16 protein-coding genes are annotated in these 17,826 nt (G+C 50.9%); 6 read left to right on the forward strand and 10 right to left on the reverse strand.

The window, feature by feature from the left end:
- The first annotated feature begins 4 nt into the window (after positions 1 to 4).
- Both chuA and chuS read left to right on the forward strand, forming a co-directional pair.
- Positions 5 to 1,987, forward strand: coding sequence for a TonB-dependent heme/hemoglobin receptor ChuA/ShuA (gene chuA / locus FEK42_RS09185; protein ID WP_130221299.1), 1,983 nt, complete (start codon positions 5 to 7; stop codon positions 1,985 to 1,987).
- A gap of 48 nt (positions 1,988 to 2,035) precedes the next feature.
- On the forward strand, positions 2,036 to 3,064 hold the full coding sequence (gene chuS, locus FEK42_RS09190; protein WP_135493096.1) for a hematinate-forming heme oxygenase ChuS: 1,029 nt from the start codon (positions 2,036 to 2,038) through the stop codon (positions 3,062 to 3,064).
- A 61-nt stretch (positions 3,065 to 3,125) separates the two neighbouring features.
- Here the strand turns inward: chuS and FEK42_RS09195 are convergent, their stop codons facing one another.
- The 5 genes from FEK42_RS09195 to arsR all read right to left on the reverse strand — a co-directional run bounded on the left by FEK42_RS09195 (position 3,126) and on the right by arsR (position 6,971).
- Positions 3,126 to 3,656, reverse strand: a complete 531-nt coding sequence (locus FEK42_RS09195) for a LuxR C-terminal-related transcriptional regulator (protein WP_130209174.1) — start codon at positions 3,654 to 3,656, stop codon at positions 3,126 to 3,128.
- Positions 3,657 to 3,811: 155 nt separating this feature from the next.
- Positions 3,812 to 4,381 carry an outer membrane lipoprotein Slp gene (gene slp / locus FEK42_RS09200; RefSeq protein WP_135490471.1) on the reverse strand — a complete coding sequence of 190 codons (570 nt, stop codon included), beginning with the start codon at positions 4,379 to 4,381 and terminating at the stop codon, positions 3,812 to 3,814.
- A 454-nt stretch (positions 4,382 to 4,835) separates the two neighbouring features.
- Positions 4,836 to 5,261 carry a glutaredoxin-dependent arsenate reductase gene (gene arsC, locus FEK42_RS09205; RefSeq protein ID WP_138211810.1) on the reverse strand — a complete coding sequence of 142 codons (426 nt, stop codon included), beginning with the start codon at positions 5,259 to 5,261 and terminating at the stop codon, positions 4,836 to 4,838.
- Between the two features lie 12 nt (positions 5,262 to 5,273).
- Positions 5,274 to 6,563, reverse strand: coding sequence for an arsenite/antimonite:H(+) antiporter ArsB (gene arsB, locus FEK42_RS09210; RefSeq protein ID WP_135493095.1), 1,290 nt, complete (start codon positions 6,561 to 6,563; stop codon positions 5,274 to 5,276).
- 54 nt (positions 6,564 to 6,617) lie between these two features.
- Positions 6,618 to 6,971: an As(III)-sensing metalloregulatory transcriptional repressor ArsR gene (arsR, locus tag FEK42_RS09215; protein ID WP_135493094.1), complete on the reverse strand. Its 354-nt coding sequence runs from the start codon at positions 6,969 to 6,971 to the stop codon at positions 6,618 to 6,620.
- Positions 6,972 to 7,714: 743 nt separating this feature from the next.
- Between arsR and dinQ the strand changes: the two genes are divergently transcribed.
- Positions 7,715 to 7,798 carry a damage-inducible type I toxin DinQ gene (gene dinQ / locus FEK42_RS09225; protein WP_001295215.1) on the forward strand — a complete coding sequence of 28 codons (84 nt, stop codon included), beginning with the start codon at positions 7,715 to 7,717 and terminating at the stop codon, positions 7,796 to 7,798.
- Between the two features lie 53 nt (positions 7,799 to 7,851).
- Here dinQ and gorA read toward each other — a convergent pair whose 3' ends face one another.
- A complete protein-coding gene (gene gorA, locus FEK42_RS09230; RefSeq protein ID WP_135493092.1) occupies positions 7,852 to 9,204 on the reverse strand; it encodes a glutathione-disulfide reductase in 1,353 nt (450 codons plus the stop codon).
- A 71-nt stretch (positions 9,205 to 9,275) separates the two neighbouring features.
- Positions 9,276 to 10,118 carry a 23S rRNA (adenine(2030)-N(6))-methyltransferase gene (rlmJ, locus tag FEK42_RS09235; RefSeq protein WP_130209162.1) on the reverse strand — a complete coding sequence of 281 codons (843 nt, stop codon included), beginning with the start codon at positions 10,116 to 10,118 and terminating at the stop codon, positions 9,276 to 9,278.
- A 233-nt stretch (positions 10,119 to 10,351) separates the two neighbouring features.
- Here rlmJ and prlC point away from each other — a divergent pair, with 233 nt between their 5' ends.
- The gene (prlC, locus tag FEK42_RS09240; RefSeq protein ID WP_135493091.1) at positions 10,352 to 12,394 is read left to right on the forward strand and encodes an oligopeptidase A; all 2,043 of its coding nucleotides are present in this window, start codon (positions 10,352 to 10,354) and stop codon (positions 12,392 to 12,394) included.
- 7 nt (positions 12,395 to 12,401) lie between these two features.
- A complete protein-coding gene (rsmJ, locus tag FEK42_RS09245; RefSeq protein WP_130221308.1) occupies positions 12,402 to 13,154 on the forward strand; it encodes a 16S rRNA (guanine(1516)-N(2))-methyltransferase RsmJ in 753 nt (250 codons plus the stop codon).
- Positions 13,155 to 13,202: 48 nt separating this feature from the next.
- On the opposite strand, the gene dtpB is transcribed toward rsmJ, so the two are convergent.
- A complete protein-coding gene (dtpB, locus tag FEK42_RS09250; protein ID WP_130209158.1) occupies positions 13,203 to 14,672 on the reverse strand; it encodes a dipeptide/tripeptide permease DtpB in 1,470 nt (489 codons plus the stop codon).
- A gap of 355 nt (positions 14,673 to 15,027) precedes the next feature.
- Complete coding sequence (gene uspA, locus FEK42_RS09255) at positions 15,028 to 15,462, reverse strand: universal stress protein UspA (RefSeq protein ID WP_000323571.1); 435 nt, start codon at positions 15,460 to 15,462, stop codon at positions 15,028 to 15,030.
- A 390-nt stretch (positions 15,463 to 15,852) separates the two neighbouring features.
- Between uspA and uspB the strand changes: the two genes are divergently transcribed.
- The gene (gene uspB, locus FEK42_RS09260) at positions 15,853 to 16,188 is read left to right on the forward strand and encodes a universal stress protein UspB (RefSeq protein ID WP_124038640.1); all 336 of its coding nucleotides are present in this window, start codon (positions 15,853 to 15,855) and stop codon (positions 16,186 to 16,188) included.
- 67 nt (positions 16,189 to 16,255) lie between these two features.
- Here the strand turns inward: uspB and pitA are convergent, their stop codons facing one another.
- Entirely contained in the window at positions 16,256 to 17,755 is a 1,500-nt protein-coding gene (gene pitA, locus FEK42_RS09265; RefSeq protein ID WP_130209156.1) for an inorganic phosphate transporter PitA, read from the reverse strand.
- Between the last annotated feature and the right edge of the window lie 71 nt (positions 17,756 to 17,826).

Here is a 17,826-nt window from a genome sequence, read left to right on the forward strand (position 1 = left end):
CGCTATGTCACGTCCGCAATTTACCTCGTTGCGCTTGAGTTTGTTGGCTTTGGCTGTTTCTGCCACCTTGCCAACGTTTGCTTTTGCTACTGAAACCATGACCGTTACGGCAACGGGGAATGCCCGTAGTTCCTTCGAAGCACCAATGATGGTCAGCGTCCTCGACACTTCCGCTCCTGAAAACCAAACGGCGACTTCAGCCACCGATCTGCTGCGTCATGTTCCTGGAATTACTCTAGATGGTACCGGACGAACCAACGGTCAGGATGTAAATATGCGTGGTTATGACCATCGCGGCGTGCTGGTTCTTGTCGATGGCGTTCGTCAGGGAACGGATACCGGACACCTGAATGGGACTTTCCTCGATCCGGCGCTGATCAAACGTGTCGAGATTGTCCGTGGACCTTCGGCATTACTGTATGGCAGTGGCGCGCTGGGTGGGGTTATCTCCTACGATACGGTCGATGCAAAAGATTTATTGCAGGAAGGACAAAGCAGCGGTTTTCGCGTTTTTGGCACCGGTGGCACGGGGGACCATAGCCTGGGATTAGGCGCGAGCGCGTTTGGGCGAACGGAAAATCTGGATGGTATTGTGGCCTGGTCCAGTCGCGATCGTGGTGATTTACGCCAGAGCAATGGCGAAACCGCGCCGAATGATGAGGCTATTAATAACATGCTGGCGAAAGGAACCTGGCAAATTGATTCTGCCCAGGCTCTGAGCGGATTAGTGCGTTACTACAATAACGACGCGCGCGAACCAAAAAATCCGCAGACCGTTGAAGCGTCTGACAGCAGTAATCCGATGGTTGATCGTTCAACGATTCAACGTGATGCTCAGCTTTCTTATAAACTCTCTCCAGTGGGCAACGACTGGTTAAATGCTGATGCAAAAGTTTACTGGTCGGAAGTTCGTATTAATGCGCAAAACACGGGAAGTTCCGGTGAGTATCGCGAACAGACAACAAAAGGTGCCAAACTGGAGAACCGTTCCACTCTGTTTGCCGAGAGTTTTGCCTCTCACCTGCTGACGTATGGCGGTGAGTATTATCGTCAGGAACAGCATCCGGGCGGCGCGACGACGGGCTTCCCGCAAGCAAAAATTGATTTCAGTTCCGGCTGGCTACAGGATGAGATCACCTTACGCGATCTGCCGATTACCCTGCTTGGCGGAACCCGCTATGACAGTTATCGCGGTAGCAGCGACGGCTACAAAGATGTTGATGCCGACAAATGGTCGTCTCGTGCAGGGATGACTATCAATCCGACCAACTGGCTGATGTTATTTGGCTCATATGCCCAGGCATTCCGCGCGCCGACGATGGGCGAAATGTACAACGATTCTAAGCACTTCTCGATTGGTCGCTTCTATACCAACTATTGGGTGCCAAACCCGAATTTACGTCCGGAAACCAACGAAACTCAGGAATACGGCTTTGGGCTGCGTTTTGATGACCTGATGTTGTCCAATGATGCCCTGGAATTTAAAGCCAGCTACTTTGATACCAAAGCGAAGGATTACATCTCCACAACCGTCGATTTCGCGGCGGCGACAACCATGTCTTATAACGTCCCGAACGCCAAAATCTGGGGCTGGGATGTGATGACGAAATATACCACTGACCTGTTTAGTCTTGATGTGGCCTATAACCGTACCCGCGGCAAAGACACCGATACCGGGGAATATATCTCCAGCATTAACCCGGATACCGTTACCAGCACCCTGAATATTCCGATCGCTCACAGTGGCTTCTCTGTTGGTTGGGTAGGTACGTTTGCCGATCGCTCAACACATATCAGCAGCAGCTACAGCAAACAACCTGGCTACGGCGTGAATGATTTCTACGTCAGTTATCAAGGGCAGCAGGCGCTCAAAGGCATGACCACGACTCTGGTATTGGGCAATGCCTTCGATAAAGAGTACTGGTCGCCGCAGGGCATCCCACAGGATGGACGTAACGGCAAAATTTTCGTGAGTTATCAATGGTAATCATCAGCCCCGATATTTCGGGGCATTTATCTGGAAGGAAGAGAGACAATGAACCACTACACACGCTGGCTTGAGTTAAAAGAACAAAATCCCGGAAAGTACGCGCGTGACATCGCAGGTTTAATGAATATCAGCGAAGCAGAACTGGCATTTGCGCGCGTCACTCACGACGCGTGGCGGATGCGCGGCGATATTCGTGAAATTCTGGCAGCGCTGGAAAGCGTTGGTGAAACCAAATGTATTTGTCGTAATGAATATGCAGTCCATGAGCAAGTTGGCTCGTTCACAAACCAGCATTTGAACGGTCATGCCGGATTAATACTCAACCCGCGCGCGCTGGATTTGCGACTGTTTCTTAATCAGTGGGCCAGTGTTTTCCATATAAAAGAAAACACGGCTCGTGGTGAACGTCAGAGTATTCAGTTCTTTGATCATCAGGGCGATGCATTACTGAAAGTTTATGCTACCGACAATACCGATATGGCGGCATGGAATGAGCTTCTGGCACGCTTTACCGTCGAGGAAAATACGCCGCTTGAGTTAACAACGGTTGATGCGCCTGTCGCACAAACCGACGTCGATGCCAGTGTTGTAGAACAAGAGTGGCGTGCGATGACGGATGTCCATCAGTTTTTTACGTTGCTCAAGCGCCACAACCTGGCTCGTCAGCAGGCGTTCAATCTGGTGGCAGACGATTTGGCCTGCAAAGTACCTGGTAGTGCGCTGGCGCAAATTCTTGAATCTGCACAGCAGGATGGCAATGAAATCATGGTGTTTGTTGGCAACCGTGGCTGCGTACAGATTTTCACGGGTGTGGTAGAAAAAGTGGTGCTAATGAAAGGTTGGCTGAATATTTTCAACCCGACGTTTACTCTTCATCTATTAGAAGAGAGCATTGCTGAAGCCTGGGTTACCCGTAAACCGACCAGCGATGGCTACGTAACCAGCCTGGAACTGTTTGCTCATGATGGTACGCAGATTGCGCAACTTTATGGTCAGCGTACTGAAGGGGAACAGGAGCAGGCGCAATGGCGTAAACAGATTGCGGCGCTGACGCAGGAAGGCGTTGCTGCATAACGAGTCATTATCCGGAGGTCTGGCTGTCGCCGGGCCTCTTTATAAATATCAGCTGGAGATTTCAGACCAGATAATCAATATGTTGATGACGTACCAGCTCATTGATCCGCTTAAGATTGAGGATCATCATAATATTGTGTTTATGGCAGTAGAATGTTTTCAGCGATATTTTGAGTTTCCCCAGAATATCTTCTGTCGTCATTTGATTCGCAATGCAGCTCAGAACCTGATGCTGTTTGCGCGAGAGTGACACGTCTGCTTCAGGTACAGAGCAATAACTGCCATTGAGCAGTGCGATGAAGTCAATAATCGTAATATTTCTCTGGACAAAGGTTACCGGAACTTTCCCCAGACAGCGTTTAATATTAAACGGCGAGAAAACAATGACATGAACAGGCCGCAGGCGTTCAATTTTGTTGAGCATTGATGAGTGGAATACATTATTCATTAATGTATCAATAATCACTAAGGCATTCTGATGCAACGTTAAGTCAATCTCTTCTTCGTTCTGTATATGAACGACATTACCTTTACTTACAATATTTTTCATCGCGGTGAAAAACATGGTGTCTTTGGTAATTATAAGAAACATAACCGACTCCCTTTGCGAACATTAACTTTATAATCAGGTTGCCAAAGGTAATAAAAAGGTCAGGGCTTGTAATTATACTAATTCGCTTGCTGTACATTAATTGAATGTGTTCAAAGATGCAGATATCTCATCAATATCTGCATCTTCAGGTAATGTTATTTGACCAGTTCTGGAGTTACCTGGCTAACCGCATCGGTATAGTAAGGAGTGCCGCCCCAGCCGGGTTCTGGCCAGAATGCGCCGTAGCCGTAATCCCACAGGTTATAGGTTGTGTTCACCACTTCTCGTAAATGCCACACCTGAATCCCCTGCATATTCACTTCAAGGAAGTTATATGGGACTTTATTGATAAAGCCAGGTTGTTCGCCCTGAATGGTTCCGAGGATGGTGACATAGTGGTTACGGTAGTTTACTGGGTCAAGGAAACCACTTTGTCTGGCGAGCAGTCGCCCTTGATAGTTGGCCTCAATGTCAGGTTTCGCATAGCTATCCAACGGCAATACGGCGATTTCTAGCAATGTATCGGTTTTGCCATTAATGACGTTAATGACTTTACCGCCAAAGCGGGCCTGCTGACCAACGTATAAATTTGGTTGGTTATGAACAGCAACAAAACTTTTTTGGATATCAGGCTGGTTATTACCTTTGATATTTTGTGGAATAGAACTACACGCGGCAAGCAATAATGCAAGGCTGAAGATGAGAGCACCTTTTGACTTGTTCATGTTACTATCCTTATCAACAAATGTTAAAACCATAATAGATATTTCTTTATGGTTTTCATCTGATTTTCAGGTGATATGCCTGATAGTAACGTAAACCTGTCTGATATTTATATCCTTGCAGATGAGATCCGGAAAGCATTGATGTGTGATGTTATTATGTGTCTCCTTATAATATGGGATATTATAAGGCGGCTCTTATTTCTAATGGCACATGGTGTAAAGATTGTTATTGATGTGATGATAATGGTTTATAAATGTTAGATATGCAAGCCATTCGTAATTTTAACTTTGGGGATCTTCAATTTAAAAACACTTATTATATGACTCATTTTATCTGTCCATTAAAAAAACATTGTTTATCCGTTCTGCATGGATATCAATAATTTACTGAAATTGCACGATCGAAATTATGTATTTTTTGTCAATAATGAGAGGGCGCAGCCGCCCCCTTTGTTTATTTTAATCGTTTACCCGCCTCATCAACCACTTTCTCACCATCTTCCTTGGTGAACGCGCCTTGTTGCGCATCTGGCAGAATTTCCAGCACCACTTCTGAAGGGCGGCACAGACGAGTTCCCAGCGGTGTAACCACAATCGGGCGATTAATCAGGATGGGATATTGCAGCATAAAGTCGATTAACCGATCGTCAGTAAATTTATCTTCCGCAAGGCCCAGATCCTCATATGGCTCGACGTTTTTACGCAGCAGCGCGCGTACCGAAATCCCCATATCGGCAATGAGTTTGACCAGTTCATCGCGCGTCGGCGGTGTTTCCAGATAATAGATAATGGTCGGTTCTGTACCGCTGTTGCGGATCATCTCCAGCGTATTACGCGACGTGCCGCAGGCCGGGTTGTGATAAATGGTAATGTTGCTCATATCAGTATCTCATTACGATGTGAAATAGAGGCGTAGCGCCAGCGCGGTCAGCGTCACAAACAGCACCGGCAGGGTCATGATAATTCCTGTACGGAAGTAATATCCCCAGCTGATTGTCATATTCTTCTGCGAAAGTACGTGCAGCCAGAGCAGCGTTGCCAGACTACCAATCGGGGTAATTTTCGGCCCCAAATCGCAGCCAATCACGTTGGCATAAACCATCGCTTCTTTGATAACGCCAGATGCCGTGCTGCCATCAATGGATAACGCGCCAAACAGCACCGTTGGCATATTGTTCATAATAGAAGATAGGAAGGCGGTGAGGAATCCGGTGCCGAGCGTCGCGGCCCACAGGCCGTTATCCGCCAGCATGTTGAGTACGCCAGAAAGATGTTCCGTTAATCCGGCATTGCGCAGGCCATAAACCACCAGATACATGCCGAGCGAGAAGATGACAATCTGCCAGGGTGCACCGCGCAGCACCTTACCCGTATTAATCGCGTGACCGCGTTTAGCGACGGCAAATAATATCAGCGCGCCCACTGCCGCAATGGCGCTTACCGGAATGCCGAGTGGTTCCAGGACGAAAAATCCCACCAGCAGAAGCAGTAAAACAACCCAGCCAGTTTTGAACGTAGCAGGATCTTTAATCGCTTCTGCGGGAGATTTTAGCAGCGCCATATCGTAGTTCTGCGGAATATCTTTGCGGAAATAGAGATGCAACATCACCAGGGTCGCCAGTATCGCGGCGATATCCACCGGCACCATCACCGAGGCGTATTCGCGAAAGCCAAGACCAAAGAAATCTGCCGAAACGATATTCACCAGGTTAGAGACAATAAGTGGCAGGCTGGCGGTATCGGCAATGAATCCCGCTGCCATCACGAACGCCAGCGTCGTGCCTTTGCTAAAACCTAAAGCCAGCAGCATGGCGATGACAATCGGCGTCAAAATAAGCGCCGCGCCATCATTGGCAAACAGGGCCGCAACGGCGGCACCGAGCAGGACAATCCAGCTAAACAGCAGGCGACCGCGTCCATTGCCCCAGCGTGAGACGTGCAGCGCCGCCCATTCAAAAAAGCCGGACTCATCCAGTAGCAGGCTGATGATAATGACGGCAATAAACGCAGCCGTCGCGTTCCAGACGATATTCCACACCACCGGAATATCACCCGGATGAACCACGCCCGTAGCTAACGCCAGTATTGCGCCGAGCGTTGCACTCCAGCCGATGCCTAAACCTTTCGGCTGCCAGATAACCAATACGATGGTCAGGACAAAGATAGCGCCTGCCAGTAACATAATGCCTCCCGGATAAGACACATGTGTAAATCCATATGTGTTTAGCTAAATTTTTTAACTGCAAATGTTCTTACTGTCTGCGGAACAATTTTGTCGAGCCAGGTTGCGGACAATCACCTGAACCTTTTCCTGCTCACACCGCCAGGCCTCATCAATAATTTTCGCCGCCCACGATGGAATATGCGGCGATAAGCGGTAATGAACCCACTTTCCTTGCTTGCGGTCCAGCAACAAACCACTTTCCCGAAGTAACGCCAGATGGCGGGAGATCTTGGGCTGCGACTGATCGAGGGCAGTGCAGAGATCACAGACGCATAACTCGCCCAGCTCGCTGAGCAGTAAAACGATGCCCAGACGGGTATCATCGGCAAGAATTTTGAACAGTTGGATGGGTAACAGAAATGACATATTGCGCTCCTGATTGTTGCAGGCAGTGTCTCTCTTCAAAGCGGATAAGTCAAAAACATATATGAATTAATGAATGTGTAAGTGCAGAAGATGGTAATAGGTGTGAATTTTGAGTTGGGTATTCATTTGAAAGGCGGTCTGAATCAGGACGTAAAAAAACCGACTTTGCGTCGGTTTTTTACTCTTCAGCCTGAGTTGGAGGCTCTGGCCGGAGTGAGAGAGCTCTTATCTAACAGTTCAATACTATTAGCCAGTGGCTAACATTGCAAGAATTAGCGATTTCTTCAGCTGGCGGAGGGGCCACTTCGGTATATATCGCAGTGAAAGACGATTTATATACTTTCACCGGATTATCGCCGTATTAAGGCTTGTCCGAATCAGGACGTAAAAAAACCGACTTTGCGTCGGTTTTTTTACTCTTCAGCCCTGAGTTGGTGGCTCTGACTGGAGTGAGAATGCCCACATCTAACTTTTCCATGCTATTACCTTAAAGGATACATTGCAAGGTTATGCTGGTTATTTAGCCTAATTTCACTGTATGATTATCCAGTTGGCTCTGAGGCATTTTCACTCTGGCAATGCGCATAAACGCTTTCAAAGTCCTGATCAGTGGTACGGGTGGTGCCGTTAACTGATGCTCTGGCCGGAGTGAGATTGCCCACATCTAACAATGAGGCATGCGCCGTGACAGGCAGTGGATGAGTAAGCGGATGCATTCTCACTCCATCGCATGGAGAAAACGGGTGATTGATAAAGCAATCATCGTTCTTGGGGCGTTAATTGCGCTGCTGGAACTGATCCGCTTCCTGCTTCAGCTTCTGAACTGATAGCGGAAACGTAATTAAGGGCTAAGAGCACACTACTCTTAGCCCTTTAACATTTAACGCATTGTCACGAACTCTTCTGCCGCTGTCGGGTGAATGGCAACCGTGTTGTCGAAGTCTTTTTTGGTTGCGCCCATCTTCAGCGCCACCGCGAAGCCCTGCAACATTTCATCCATACCAAAGCCAATGCCGTGAATACCGACAATCTTCTCTTCTGGTCCAACGCATACCAGTTTCATGCGGCACGGCTGGCGGTGAGTGGTGACGGCGGTATACATCGCGGTGAAAGAGGATTTATACACTTTCACTTGATCGTCGCCGTACTGCTCGCGCGCCTGCGGTTCCGTTAAACCAACAGTACCAATCGGCGGATGGCTGAAGACCACGGTCGGAATGTTGCTGTAATCCAGATGCTCATCCGGCTTGTTATTAAACAGGCGTTCAGAGAGACGGCGACCCGCTGCAACTGCCACCGGTGTCAGTTCCACTGCACCCGTGTTATCGCCCACCGCGTAAATACCTTCAATGTTGGTGTTTTGATATTTATCGACGACGATATAGCCTTTTTCGTCGGTTTTAACGCCAGCGGCTTCCAGGTTGATGTTGTCATTGGCAGGCTCGCGACCAATCGCCCAAATCAGGCAATCCACCGTTTTACTGCGACCATCTTCCAGCTCCAGCGTCAGGCTGCCATCGGCATTTTTCACCACCGCTTTCGGGATGGCGTTGGTGTGCAGCTGCGGGCCTTCGGCGTTCATCACTTCAACCAGCGTTTCAGAGATCATCGGGTCGAAACTGCGCAGCGGCGCATGTTTACGCACAAACAGATGCGTTTTCGCGCCCAAGCCGTTAATCACGCCCGCCAGCTCAACAGCGATGTAACCTGCGCCAACAACCGCTACACGCTCTGGCAAAGCAGGAAGGGCGAAGAAACCATCGGAATCAATACCATATTCCACGCCTGGAATATCCGGGTGGCTCGGACGACCGCCGGTGGCGATCAGAATATGATCGGCCGTGATGGTTTCGCCGTTTACCTCTAGCGTTTTGGCATCAACGAAGCGGGCAAAGCCTTTGATTACATCAACGTTATTTTTACCGAGCACGTTTTCATAGGAAGTATGAATACGGTCGATATAAGCGGTACGGCTGGCGATCAACGTTTCCCAGTTGAATTTATTGATAGTGGTATCGAAACCATAATCCGGGCCGTACATATGGATCGCTTCACGGATTTGCGCCGCGTGCCACATCACTTTTTTCGGCACGCAGCCGACGTTCACGCAGGTGCCGCCCAGCTCTTTGGCTTCAATCAGCGCGCATTTCTGGCCGTACATAGCCGCGCGGTTGATGGAGGCGATACCGCCGCTGCCGCCGCCGATGGCGATGTAATCATAGTGTTTAGTCATGACAGAGTGTCCTTATCGTTGATTACCGCGATTGTAGCGCGAGACGTAATAGGTGCCAGCAATGGCTGCAATTACTCCGGCACGATCCAGCTTACGGTGGCGTGCCCGGTGCCAGCCGGAACCAGTTTGCTGTGCAGCCACGGCAGCACGTTATTCATCTGCTGTTCCAGCTTCCACGGCGGGTTAATCACAATCATGCCGGAAGCGGTCATGCCACGGCGATCGCTGTCTGGCAGCACCGCCAGTTCAATTTGCAGAATTTTGCGAATGCCGGTCGCTTCCAGGTCGTGGATCATGCGCTTAATTTGCTGGCGCAGCACTACTGGATACCACAATGCGTAAGTGCCAGTGGCGAAACGTTTGTAACCTTCTGCTATCCCGCTGACCACCGCCTGATAGTCGGTTTTCATTTCATACGGCGGGTCGATAAGGATTAAACCACGGCGGGAAACCGGCGGCAGCTTGGCCTTAAGCTGCTGGAAACCGTCGGCTTTTTCCACGCGCGCACGGCTGTCTTTCTGAAATTCAGAACGCAGCAACGGGTAATCGCTCGGGTGCAGCTCGGTCAGTTGCAGGCTGTCTTGTTCGCGCAGTAGCTGGCGAGCAATCAACGGCGAACCAGGGTAGTAACGCAACTGACCGCTACGGTTGAAGTGTTTTACCACATTGATGTACGGCTCCAGCTCCGCAGGCAAATCCTCCTGCTGCCAGATACGGGCGATACCTTCGAGATATTCGCCGGTACGCTCGGCATGTTCGCTGCCTAACTGATAACGCCCGGCGCCTGCGTGGGTGTCGAGATAGAGAAACGGTTTATCTTTCTCTTTCAGCGACTCGATGATCAGGCTCTGAACGGTATGTTTAAGGACGTCGGCGTGGTTGCCAGCGTGAAAGCTGTGGCGATAACTGAGCATGGGTAAAGGTGTTCCGGTAAGTAAAAATCGGCCCGTATTTGGGGCGCACAAAAGCGTATCCGGACAGTATACCGAAAAGAGGCCGCCGCCGCGAAAGCGTAACGTTTCTCATTGAAATTCACTACACTTAACCCCATGCTATTGCCATTACGCGCCGGATGAGATGCTTTGTGTCACACCCGGCGAAAGCGCCTGTGAGCGTTTTGTTCCCCTCTTTAACCAGGACTGTACCTATGACGAATCCGTTACTGACTCCCTTTGAATTGCCTCCGTTTTCTAAAATTCTCCCGGAACATGTGGTTCCAGCCGTGACTAAGGCGCTGAACGACTGCCGCGAAAATGTGGAGCGCGTAGTAGCGCAAGGGGCACCGTACACCTGGGAAAATCTCTGCCAGCCGCTGGCGGAAGTGGACGATGTGCTGGGGCGTATCTTCTCCCCGGTCAGCCACCTGAACTCGGTGAAAAATAGCCCGGAACTGCGCGAAGCCTACGAACAAACCTTGCCGCTGCTGTCAGAATACAGCACCTGGGTAGGGCAACATGAAGGGCTGTATAAAGCGTATCGCGATCTGCGCGATGGCGATAACTACGCCACGCTGAATACGGCGCAGAAGAAAGCGGTTGATAACGCACTGCGCGACTTCGAACTCTCTGGCATCGGTCTGCCGAAAGAGAAACAGCAGCGTTACGGCGAAATTGCTACCCGTCTTTCCGAGCTGGGCAACCAGTACAGCAACAACGTCCTTGATGCGACGATGGGCTGGACCAAACTCGTTACCGACGAAGCTGAGCTGGCGGGTATGCCAGAAAGCGCGCTGGCTGCGGCAAAAGCCCAGGCCGAAGCGAAAGAACTGGAAGGTTACCTGCTGACGCTGGATATCCCAAGCTACCTGCCGGTAATGACCTACTGCGACAACCAGGCTCTGCGTGAAGAGATGTATCGCGCTTACAGCACCCGCGCCTCCGATCAAGGCCCGAATGCCGGTAAGTGGGATAACAGCAAGGTGATGGAAGAGATCCTCGCGCTGCGTCACGAACTGGCGCAACTGCTGGGCTTTGAAAACTACGCCTTTAAATCCCTTGCCACTAAAATGGCAGAAAACCCGCAGCAGGTTCTGGATTTCTTAACCGATCTGGCAAAACGCGCGCGTCCGCAGGGCGAAAAAGAGCTGGCGCAGCTGCGCGCCTTCGCCAAAGCCGAATTTGGCGTCGATGAGTTGCAGCCGTGGGATATCGCTTACTACAGCGAAAAACAAAAACAGCATCTTTACAGCATCAGTGACGAACAGCTGCGTCCGTACTTCCCGGAAAACAAAGCGGTTAACGGCTTGTTTGAAGTGGTGAAACGTATTTACGGCATCACCGCTAAAGAGCGTAAAGATGTTGATGTCTGGCATCCGGATGTACGTTTCTTCGAACTGTATGACGAGAACAACGAACTGCGCGGCAGCTTCTACCTCGACCTGTATGCCCGTGAGAACAAGCGCGGCGGGGCGTGGATGGATGACTGCGTTGGCCAGATGCGTAAAGCAGACGGTTCGCTGCAAAAACCGGTCGCGTATTTGACCTGTAACTTCAACCGCCCGGTAAATGGCAAACCGGCGCTGTTTACCCACGACGAAGTGATCACCCTGTTCCACGAGTTCGGTCACGGCCTGCATCATATGCTGACCCGCATCGAAACTGCCGGTGTTTCCGGGATCAGCGGCGTGCCGTGGGATGCGGTCGAACTGCCGAGCCAGTTTATGGAAAACTGGTGCTGGGAGCCTGAGGCGCTGGCGTTTATCTCCGGTCACTATGAAACCGGCGAACCGCTGCCGAAGGAGTTGCTGGATAAAATGCTGGCAGCGAAAAACTACCAGGCGGCGCTGTTTATTCTGCGTCAGCTGGAGTTCGGCCTGTTCGATTTCCGCCTCCATGCAGAGTTCCGCCCGGATCAGGGAGCGAAAATCCTCGAAACTCTGGCAGAAATCAAGAAACTGGTTGCCGTGGTACCGTCTCCGTCATGGGGCCGTTTCCCGCACGCTTTCAGCCATATTTTCGCCGGTGGTTATGCGGCAGGCTACTACAGCTACCTGTGGGCCGATGTGCTGGCAGCAGATGCCTTCTCGCGTTTTGAGGAAGAGGGCATTTTCAACCGTGAAACCGGGCAGTCGTTCCTCGACAATATTCTGAGCCGTGGTGGTTCAGAAGAGCCGATGGAGCTGTTCAAACGTTTCCGCGGTCGTGAACCGCAACTGGATGCGATGCTGGAGCATTACGGCATTAAGGGCTGATCATTCAGTGAAAATCTGCTTAATTGATGAAACGGGCGCCGGAGACGGCGCCTTATCTGTTCTGGCGGCCCGCTGGGGGCTGGAACATGATGAAGACAACCTGATGGCGCTGGTGTTAACGCCGGAGCATCTGGAACTGCGCAAGCGCGATGAGCCAAAGCTTGGCGGCATTTACGTTGATTTTGTTGGCGGGGCGATGGCACACCGCCGCAAATTTGGCGGTGGTCGCGGTGAGGCGGTGGCGAAAGCGGTGGGCATTAAAGGCGATTATCTGCCGGATGTCGTCGATGCTACCGCAGGGCTGGGGCGCGATGCCTTTGTGCTGGCTTCGGTCGGCTGCCGCGTACGGATGCTGGAGCGTAATCCAGTGGTTGCTGCATTGCTCGACGATGGCCTGGCGCGTGGTTATGCGGATGCGGAGATCGGCGGCTGGTTGCAGGAGCGTTTGCAGCTGATCCACGCCTCCAGCCTGACGGCGCTGACTGATATTACCCCGCGCCCGCAGGTGGTCTATCTCGACCCGATGTTCCCGCATAAGCAGAAAAGCGCGCTGGTGAAAAAAGAGATGCGCGTGTTTCAGTCACTGGTGGGGCCGGATCTCGACGCCGATGGGTTGCTGGAGCCTGCGCGGCTGCTGGCGACCAAACGTGTGGTGGTGAAACGCCCGGACTACGCGCCGCCGCTGGCGAATGTCGCCACGCCAAACGCGGTCGTCACTAAAGGGCATCGCTTTGATATTTATGCTGGTACACCGGCGTAAAAGTAAAACAGGGTAGCGTTATCGCTACCCTGTTTTCTTCCAAAATAATCAATGGCTTTCCGGCGTCTCAATCATGCGTTTCAGCCACGGCACCATCAACAGCATCACTACTGCAACGGCCAGTGTAACCAGACCAATCTTACCAAACACGTTGGTATAGACAGGCAGCGTCTCAAGCGGGTCGGTAATGTTGTCTGGTACTGCGGTAAATGTTGCCACATAGCCGCCCAGCAAGAACGCGGCAGCCTGCGTAAGGAACCACATCCCGAGAATAAAGCCCATCAAATGTTGTGGCACCAGAGCGGCAATCATTGCCAGGCCCAGGGCGCTAATAAGCAGTTCACCTAAGCTCTGGAATAAGTAAACCAGCACGATAAACCATGGCGATGTCAGCCCCTGGGCATCCGCAAACCACATTCCCGCTGCTGCGGCTGTCAAAAAGCCTAGCGAGCACATAAACATACCGAGAGTAAATTTCATCGGCATGGAGAGGTCTTTGCCTTTGTTACCCAGATGCGTGTAAATGCCTGCCAGAACTGGGCTGGCGAGCACCACCCAGAACGGGTTAAGCGCCTGGAAGCTCACCGGGTTGATGGAAAAACCGAGAATTTCATGATGCACGTTGTTGATAGCAAAGAAGTTCAGCGACGTTGGCATCTGGGCGTAGAGGATGTAAAACACTACCGCTTCAAGCATCAGCACAAAGGCGACAAACATCTTATTGCGCCCGGTTTTATCCAGCTTGAATGCCTGACGGAAGAAGATAATGGTCACGACGATAGAGAGAACAATCAGTACCAGATTGGCGACTTCCACGTTGTGCATCAGCCATGCGCAAACGAAAATCATCACCACGCTGCCCATCAGCACGTACAACAATTTGCTGAAGTTCATCGGTCGGAAATCTGGTTCAGAACCAATATCTTTCACCATTCCGCGACAGGCGATGTAAACCAGTAGCGCGACAATCAATCCTGCTCCGCATAAGTTATAGGTGACGGAATAGCCAAATCTGTCAGCGATAACCGGTGCTAGCGACAGCGCAATCAACGAGCCGATATTGATCGACATATAGAACAGGGTGAAAGCGCCATCGAGACGAGGATCTTTCGGTGGATAGCACTTCGAAAGCAGGCTTGCCGGGTTGGCTTTAAACAGGCCGTTGCCGACGGCGATTGTTCCCAGCGCGATGAATATCAGGTCTGGCTTGAGTAGCGACATCCCGGTCATGAAGTAGCCCATCGCCAGAACAATTGCCCCAAGGACAATGGTGCGTTTAGTTCCTAACAGATGGTCGCCAACATAACCACCGATCGAGATAAGGCCATAGACCAACGCAGCGAAGGCACCAAAGGTGACAAAAGCCTGTTCTTGTGAGAAACCGAGCTGTTTAACGAAGAAAACGGCCAGGACGCCTTGCACGCCGTAGTAACCGAATCGCTCCCATAGTTCGACAAAAAAGATCATGAAGAATGGGCGGGGTTGCTGCAGCATCCCAGTGGGTGTTGTTGTATTCATAATTTTTAGCCTTTCAATACCATCATGAAAAGTATGAACGCGTAAGTGATTGCGCGCGAAAGAGTTTACACATGTCTAAAATTCTTAATATTGATGCAATGAATGCATTAATGCACTATCTCAGCAAAAAATAACCAGATAATCATGCTGATTGTTTGAAGTATGATGGCGTTAAATGCTGTTTTTTTTGGTGGGTAAATTTGAATTATTCGATGCGTAGTTGAAGTTTCTGACCGCAGATGAACACCGGCTTGATTGAGCACTCCCGTGTTTGTACCCGCACGTCGCATTCGGGTACAACACAAAAAGCAGAACGCCCGCATAAGCGGGCGTCCAGGAGCAAGTGGGGGAGATATTATTCTTCTTCGTCGCGCAGCGGAACAATCAGCATATCAACGTGAACGGTGTTGATCAGCTGACGCGCGGAAGACATCAGTTTGCTCCAGAAGTCCTGGTGGTGACCACAAACAACCAGGTCCATGTCGTATTTCTTGATCGCATCAACCAGAACCTGACCCAAATCGCCGCTGCCGCTAAGGGTTTCAGTGATTGGGTATCCTGCGTTGGTGGAGAGTTCGGTCAATGCATGATGAGTCTCTTCGGAAATGCGTTTCTGCATGTCACCCAGATTTACATCAATAAGTCCGGTGTATAGGTCAGAGTAGTTTACATCTACGTGGATCAGAGAAACTTTCGCATTGTAGGGGCGAGCCATAGAGACTGCTTTCTCTACCAGAACTTTGCTTTCCGGGGAGAGATCGACCGCGATGAGAATGTGTTTATAAGCCATAGTGTTACTCCTTCCATAAAGTTGTCGATGACTGGCCAGCTTGCGTTTCTTGTGCCGTTACGTCACCCGCGTCCTGCGAACTACGTGCGCGGGGCTAACCCAGCCGTAAAGATTCAGTGAAAAGACCATCCTTACCTTATAGCGACCTGGATGATCCGTCAATCCGCCTTGCTTACCAGGTAGATAATCAAATTTTCTACATGAATGTATTGATAGTGGTTAACCTTATGGAAAAAAAACAACCTGATCTCCTACACTATCTATAGAGCCGCTCGGATGTTTGTCATCACAAAAGCGGTTTCTCCAGGTCCTGGTGTTAACTGATTGGCAGCGTATCGGGAGCGGTAGCCCCGGAGGGGAACTCCGCGGGCAGGTCGCCGGGGAGGGGGTATGATAAGCACCGTCGCATTATTTTGGGCTTTATGTGTCGTTTGCATTGTTAACATGGCGCGCTATTTCTCATCACTACGCGCGTTGTTAGTGGTACTGCGTAATTGCGATCCATTGCTCTATCAATATGTTGATGGAGGGGGCTTTTTTACCTCACATGGCCAACCCAACAAACAGGTGCGTCTCGTTTGGTATATCTATGCTCAACGTTATCGCGATCATCACGATGATGAGTTTATCCGTCGCTGCGAGCGCGTGCGTCGTCAGTTTATTCTGACCAGCGCATTGTGTGGCCTGGTGGTGGTAAGCCTGATTGCGTTGGTGATTTGGCATTAAGCGCCACGGTAATAACGCATAAAAAAAGCGGGCCAGTAAACTGACCCGCTCGTTTTTATGCGTGCGATTACAGGAACTGCAAGGAGATCCAGTACAGCGCACCGGAGAGCAGAACTGCAGCCGGGAGGGTAAACACCCAGGCCATCAGAATGCTGGTTACGGTTTTACGCTGTAAGCCGCCGCCGTCAACCACCATTGTCCCCGCTACGGAAGAGGAGAGTACGTGAGTGGTGGAAACCGGCATCCCGGTATAACTCGCCAGACCGATAGACACCGCTGCCGTCATCTGAGCAGACATACCCTGAGCGTAGGTCATGCCTTTCTTACCGATTTTCTCACCGATAGTGGTCGCCACACGACGCCAGCCAATCATCGTACCGATACCTAACGCCAGCGCGACCGCCATGATGATCCACACCGGAGCATACTCGATGGTGCTCAGCATATCGGACTTCAGTTTCTTCAACAGACGCTGATCATCCGCAGTGACGCCAGGCATTTTCACCACTTTGTCGATAGTGTCAGAAACGCACAGCATAATGCGGCGCATCTGGCTACGTTGGTCAAGCGACAGCTTGTCGTAGCTTTCCACATCGGCGGTCAGCATGCCTTTCAGGCGGTTGAGCGCGTTAATGGTATTCGACGGATGGCAATGGAACTCCGCAGGTTGTGTTGCGCCTGCTTCCGGAGCCGGTACTAACTGATCGGCACCGGTCGCCTGCTTAAGCAGTGCAGGATGCTGCTCAAAGTAAGCTTCCACATTGTTGATGGCATCACGGGTACGGGTGATTTCGTAGCCAGTGGCATTCATATTCACCACGAAGCCCGCTGGTGCGACGCCAATCAGAACCAACATAACCAGACCAATGCCTTTCTGACCATCGTTCGCGCCGTGAGAAAACGCCACGCCGATAGCGGAAAGGATCAGCGCGATACGCGTCCAGAACGGCGGCTTTTTCTTGCCGTCTTTCTTTTCACGTTCCGCTGGGGTCAGGTGGATACGGGCGCGTTTCTTGGTGCCGCTCCAGTAGCGACGCAGCAAGAAGATAAGACCGCCAGCAAACACCAGGCCGACAATAGGGGAAACGATCAGAGATGCGAAAATACTTAATACTTTCGGGATATTGAGTGCATCCACCACTGACGTACCGGACATCAACGCATTGGTTAAACCAATACCGATGATCGCGCCAATCAGCGTATGGGAGCTGGATGCAGGTAAACCAAAGTACCAGGTACCAAGGTTCCAGATAATTGCTGCCAGCAACATAGAGAACACCATGGCAAGACCATGGGACGATCCCATATTAAGCAGCAGGTCTGTCGGCAGCATATGCACAATGGCATAGGCAACACTAAGACCACCCAGCAAAACACCCAGGAAGTTGAACACTGCCGCCATAACCACAGCGAGCTGAGAACGCATCGCGCGGGTATAGATGACAGTTGCCACGGCGTTGGCTGTGTCATGGAAACCATTGATGGCTTCGTAGAACAGCACAAAAGCCAGTGCAAGCAATAATAACAGCCCGGTATGCAAATCCAGGCCAGCAAACAAATGTAGCATAGGACGTTACGCCATTTTGAGGACATGAACGCGGCGCATTATCAGTGACTTTCGCGGCGCGGGCAAAGTGA

The sequence above is a fragment of the Escherichia sp. E2748 genome, from assembly GCF_005781125.1.
GTDB lineage: Bacteria > Pseudomonadota > Gammaproteobacteria > Enterobacterales > Enterobacteriaceae > Escherichia.

What these genes read in the sequence shown, in the direction of transcription:
- slp (WP_135490471.1), bottom strand. Translation starts at nt 4,381, where the DNA reads ATGAACAAGTCAAAAGGTGCTCTCATCTTCAGCCTTGCATTATTGCTT.
- uspB (WP_124038640.1), top strand. Translation starts at nt 15,853, where the DNA reads ATGATAAGCACCGTCGCATTATTTTGGGCTTTATGTGTCGTTTGCATT.
- gorA (WP_135493092.1), bottom strand. Translation starts at nt 9,204, where the DNA reads ATGACTAAACACTATGATTACATCGCCATCGGCGGCGGCAGCGGCGGT.
- FEK42_RS09195 (WP_130209174.1), bottom strand. Translation starts at nt 3,656, where the DNA reads ATGTTTCTTATAATTACCAAAGACACCATGTTTTTCACCGCGATGAAA.
- chuA (WP_130221299.1), top strand. Translation starts at nt 5, where the DNA reads ATGTCACGTCCGCAATTTACCTCGTTGCGCTTGAGTTTGTTGGCTTTG.
- rlmJ (WP_130209162.1), bottom strand. Translation starts at nt 10,118, where the DNA reads ATGCTCAGTTATCGCCACAGCTTTCACGCTGGCAACCACGCCGACGTC.
- arsR (WP_135493094.1), bottom strand. Translation starts at nt 6,971, where the DNA reads ATGTCATTTCTGTTACCCATCCAACTGTTCAAAATTCTTGCCGATGAT.
- arsB (WP_135493095.1), bottom strand. Translation starts at nt 6,563, where the DNA reads ATGTTACTGGCAGGCGCTATCTTTGTCCTGACCATCGTATTGGTTATC.
- prlC (WP_135493091.1), top strand. Translation starts at nt 10,352, where the DNA reads ATGACGAATCCGTTACTGACTCCCTTTGAATTGCCTCCGTTTTCTAAA.
- dtpB (WP_130209158.1), bottom strand. Translation starts at nt 14,672, where the DNA reads ATGAATACAACAACACCCACTGGGATGCTGCAGCAACCCCGCCCATTC.
- chuS (WP_135493096.1), top strand. Translation starts at nt 2,036, where the DNA reads ATGAACCACTACACACGCTGGCTTGAGTTAAAAGAACAAAATCCCGGA.
- arsC (WP_138211810.1), bottom strand. Translation starts at nt 5,261, where the DNA reads ATGAGCAACATTACCATTTATCACAACCCGGCCTGCGGCACGTCGCGT.
- uspA (WP_000323571.1), bottom strand. Translation starts at nt 15,462, where the DNA reads ATGGCTTATAAACACATTCTCATCGCGGTCGATCTCTCCCCGGAAAGC.
- pitA (WP_130209156.1), bottom strand. Translation starts at nt 17,755, where the DNA reads ATGCTACATTTGTTTGCTGGCCTGGATTTGCATACCGGGCTGTTATTA.